The sequence below is a fragment of the Endozoicomonas sp. ONNA2 genome (assembly GCF_024606365.1).
In the GTDB taxonomy this organism is placed as follows: domain Bacteria; phylum Pseudomonadota; class Gammaproteobacteria; order Pseudomonadales; family Endozoicomonadaceae; genus Endozoicomonas.
The window spans coordinates 1-4043 of sequence record NZ_JAHHPO010001011.1 but is presented as its reverse complement, the minus strand read 5'-3'; the positions used below and the strand labels follow the sequence as shown (position 1 = coordinate 4043).

At 49.7% G+C, this 4043-nt stretch carries 4 protein-coding genes; 2 read left to right on the top strand and 2 right to left on the bottom strand.

Translation table 11 applies throughout. The annotated features are described in order from the left end of the window. The first annotated feature begins 258 nt into the window (after positions 1-258). Both KDK14_RS17860 and KDK14_RS17855 read left to right on the top strand, forming a co-directional pair. Positions 259-906 (top strand): peptidylprolyl isomerase, encoded by a 648-nt coding sequence (locus KDK14_RS17860; RefSeq protein WP_306671604.1) that lies wholly within the window; start codon positions 259-261, stop codon positions 904-906. Then, positions 903-3089, top strand: coding sequence for a tRNA(Met) cytidine acetyltransferase TmcA (locus KDK14_RS17855; RefSeq protein ID WP_257266547.1), 2187 nt, complete (start codon positions 903-905; stop codon positions 3087-3089). Before KDK14_RS17860 ends, KDK14_RS17855 begins: the two co-directional genes overlap by 4 nt. Before the next feature lie 153 nt (positions 3090-3242). Here KDK14_RS17855 and KDK14_RS17850 read toward each other — a convergent pair whose 3' ends face one another. Next, positions 3243-3788 (bottom strand): hypothetical protein, encoded by a 546-nt coding sequence (locus tag KDK14_RS17850; RefSeq protein WP_257266546.1) that lies wholly within the window; start codon positions 3786-3788, stop codon positions 3243-3245. 37 nt (positions 3789-3825) lie between these two features. After that, on the bottom strand, positions 3826-4043 hold a 218-nt coding region (locus tag KDK14_RS17845), incomplete at its 5' end, for a hypothetical protein (protein WP_257266545.1).

The following is a 4043-nucleotide window of genomic DNA, read 5'->3' as shown; positions in this document are numbered from 1 at the left end:
CTCCGACCCCCACAACCCCATTGTGGTGCGCTACCAGGCTGCGCTACGCTCCGACACAAGAAAGGATAAACGTTTTTTTTGTCCCTTCAGGCGGGCGTATACTACATTAATAAACACTATTTGCAAGCCCTTGCATTTTTTCTCCATGGAAAACATTTCGCGGCTAAATTGGCTTTTTTTCTTGCTCAATAGCCTTTAGTGTCTACCCGGTTATTTAGCATAAAGTGGTTTAAATTTTTTCTGCTTTGGAGAGAACACATGCGTTGGATGGGAAACTGCCTGCTGGCAAGCAGCCTACTTTTTTTGACAATCCTGGCCTACGGTGCAGCGTCAGCCGAAGCCGCTGGGAAGAAGGTGGAAGAATTACAGGTGATTTTGGAAACCAGCAAAGGAGATATTGTGTTGATGTTGGCCCCTGAAGCGGCTCCAGTCACCGTCAACAACTTTATCGAGTATGTTGAAAGTGGCTTCTACAATGGCCTGGTATTCCACAGGGTGATCAAGGACTTCATGATTCAGGGGGGAGGTTTTACCGCCGATATGAACCGGCGGGCCTCCCGTGCTCCGATCAAAAATGAATCGCTGCTGAATCAGCGGCTCGCAAACATTCGTGGCTCTGTTGCCATGGCCAGAACCCAAATCGTTGACAGCGCCACCTCCCAGTTTTTCATTAATTTAAAAGACAATGAATTTCTTAATGGTATGCCTTTTAAGCCGGGTTATGCCGTTTTTGGCCATGTCATCAAAGGAATGGGTGTGGTGGACAGTATTGCCAGAGTGAAGACGGGTGATCGGGGCCAACACAGTGATGTGCCCCTTGACTCAGTTATCATAAATAAAGCGTATGTGGTGGCAGCGGGTGAGCAGTCGGTTAAAACCGAGGCTGAGGCTTTCGGATATCCATGAGTAAACCGACCATTGCTTCCGCTTGTGAACTTGCCCGATTACTTAAATCAGCCGCCAGGCTTTCTGGTCACCGGCGTCTGCTGGTATGTTCAGGGGATGTTGACTGGTGCAAGAGTCAAGCGGTTGAAATGATACCAGCCCTGGCAGGTGAGTCTGTTCTGCTGATTGGTGAAGATTTCTTTGGGCTTTCAATTATAGAGGTTATTGCGGCAAAAGAATGTCTGTCACGGTTAGGCAGAGAGTATCAGAACATTATCTTTAATGCTTTTACAGGCTTTGATGTCGATGGGTTTGGCGCCATCAGTGGAACGTTATGTGCCGGTGGCCTTATGGTGCTGCTAACACCGGCGTTGGATCAATGGCCATATTTCCACGATCCTGAACATCACCGTATGCTGGTTTACCCGCAACAATTAGAGGATGTCACCGGGTGGTATTTGCAGCGCTTGTCGCAGATTATTCAAGTCTCCGATCAGCTCTCTCTTTTCACTCAAAGTGGGACAGTAAGGATTCAGGCGGCTAACAATAATCCTGATAAAAACACACCCAATGAAAAAGACGAGACGGTCACTGCGCCCTGTAAAACGCCGTCACAAATGCAGGCAGTCCGGAGAATACACAAGGTGTTTTTCGGGCACCGCCGTCGCCCGCTGGTTCTGACCGCAGACCGGGGCAGAGGTAAAAGTGCTTCTCTGGGCATCGCTGCTGCACAGCTGCTATTGGCAGGTGTTGAGCAGATAACCATAACCGCTCCTTCGAGAAGTACCGCAGACGTGTTCTTTCACCATGCCGCTCAAGTGCTGGGCGAACAACATGCCACGCTTTCAGACAGGCTGCAGTTTATTGCCCCGGATGATCTGGTTCAGACGTTGCCCGCAACCCGGTTGTTACTGGTTGATGAGGCGGCGGCCATTCCCACACCGCTGCTGGAAAAAATGCTTTCTCACTATAGTCGAATTGTCTATGCCACCACCATTCATGGTTACGAAGGAACCGGGCGGGGTTTTGCCCTGCGCTTCAGAAAGGTTCTGGATAGCAAAACCCCTCAATGGCATGAGCTGAGAATGGTAGAGCCGGTTCGCTGGCAGCCGGAAGATCCGTTGGAGAGCTTTGTCTTTCGGACACTGCTGCTCAATGCCGTGCCCGCGGTCATTGACAAGTCTGAAAATATCAGCCCAGAACAGTGTACTTTCAGGCAGATATCATCGGAAGAATTGATGTCCAATGAAGACGGGTTACGTCAGATATTTGGTCTTCTGGTACTGGCCCATTACCAGACACGGCCATTTGACCTTCGCCACCTGCTGGATGGCGGGAATATTGAGATCTGCGGCCTTGTTGATCACCAGGAACGGTTCATTGCCGTGCTCCTGGCAGCCAGGGAAGGTGGTATTGACTCGGCACTGGCCGATGATATCTGGATGGGCAGGCGCAGGGTTCGGGGTCATATTCTGCCGCAGTCACTGAGTAACCATCTGGGCTTGCCGGAAGCCATCTTGCTGAAAGGGCTTCGGGTCATCAGAATCGCGGTTCACCCTGATTGTCAGAGAATAGGGCTGGGTAGAACGTTGCTGGATAAACTCCAACATGATGCCTCCCACAAGAATATTGACTACCTGGGCACAGTGTTTGGCGCCACTGGTGACCTTCTTGAGTTCTGGGGTGATTCTTCCTATGTGCCGGTGCGGGTAGGTTTATCCAGAGACGCAGCCAGCGGTAACCATTCTGTCATGATGCTCAGGCCATTATCGCTTCCAGCCCTGCGGCTGACTCGCAAGGCCCACAAGAAATGCCTGGCTCAGCTGCAGTGGTTATTAATGGATGAACTCAAGGGGCTCGACGTTGGGGTGGTTGCTGCCATTCTTGCCATGATGGAACCGATCATTCGGATCAGCGATGATTATGCTTTGTCCTGCGACCATCAGCGTGAGCTGATTTCGTTCACTGAAGGCCAGAGACAGTATGAGAATTGCATTGATGTCATCAAAAAAGCGGCCTTTCGAATACTTGGGGCTGGTGATATAAATACTTCAGATGCACGGCTACTTGTCAGTCGGGTGATCCAGAATCACTCGTGGCATCAGGTGGCCAAAGCCTGCAATTTTTCTGGAGAAAAGCAGGCGCGGCAAGGTCTGAGAGAGTTGATTTCTGTTAAAAACAGGCAGCACTTATCGGCCGGTTAGTGTTACGATTGCCAGATTGTGTCTATAAGTCTCGCTATTATTGACCATAAACCATTCATTAGGAATTGCAGGTCTTCAAGTCAGGGCTTTTGCTTGTCTTCACAGGGTGAAAACAAGTCTTCTGCGGCACTTCTTTCCAATAGCGCTTAATTTCTACACTTCTAAATCTTCAGGGGTCAATTTTGCTGCCTTATGGATATCCTTCGCCATACCGATCAAGAGAAAAGGAAGGCCGACAGCAGAGAATGCAGTTCCGACAGCAGCACCGACTATGTACCCCAGGGGCTTGCTTGCTTTTGCACCTAAACTTCCTCCAGCCACCATATATTCCAGAAGCGATTTGGCGGGTCTCCCTCTTGCCGCATTGACCAGTTTAGTGGAAGCACCAACCAGCCCGCCAGTGACTGCACCAGCTATTCCTGGCCCTATAGCCGTTACTGCTTTACCAAACTTCATGCCCGAATGGGCTGTATCAGACATGCGGTTTTTAAATTTCAGAAGTGGGTATAGCATTCGACTGCGCAGGGGAATATCTGGATAAGGAGCCTCTCCACGTTGAACTTGTACGGTGTCATCTTCAGTACGCTTAACGTCAAACTCCCTGAACTTGCCTGTGAGATTCAGGAGTGAATCAATTATGGGCGGCGAATTGATGGGTTTGTTGGTTGAAGGCGTCGTCGGCTTATTGTCAATAGGCATAATTTGGCTTCCTTACTTTTCTTGATCCTGAGGAGGGCTAAACCCTGGCTTGTCTCGAAGCTGTTGTAACCATTGCTGTTGTAAACATTGCTGTTGTAAACATTGTAGCAATTGCCGGTTTGCGTTCAGGCCACCTTCTGATCAGCATAATTCTCGACTTGAACATCGTTTCAAACTGACTCCTTGTCAGCATACCAAAAAGCCAGGAGGCTGTCCGAGAATAGCGCCCGTAGCGAGGATGGCAGAAAATTGAGG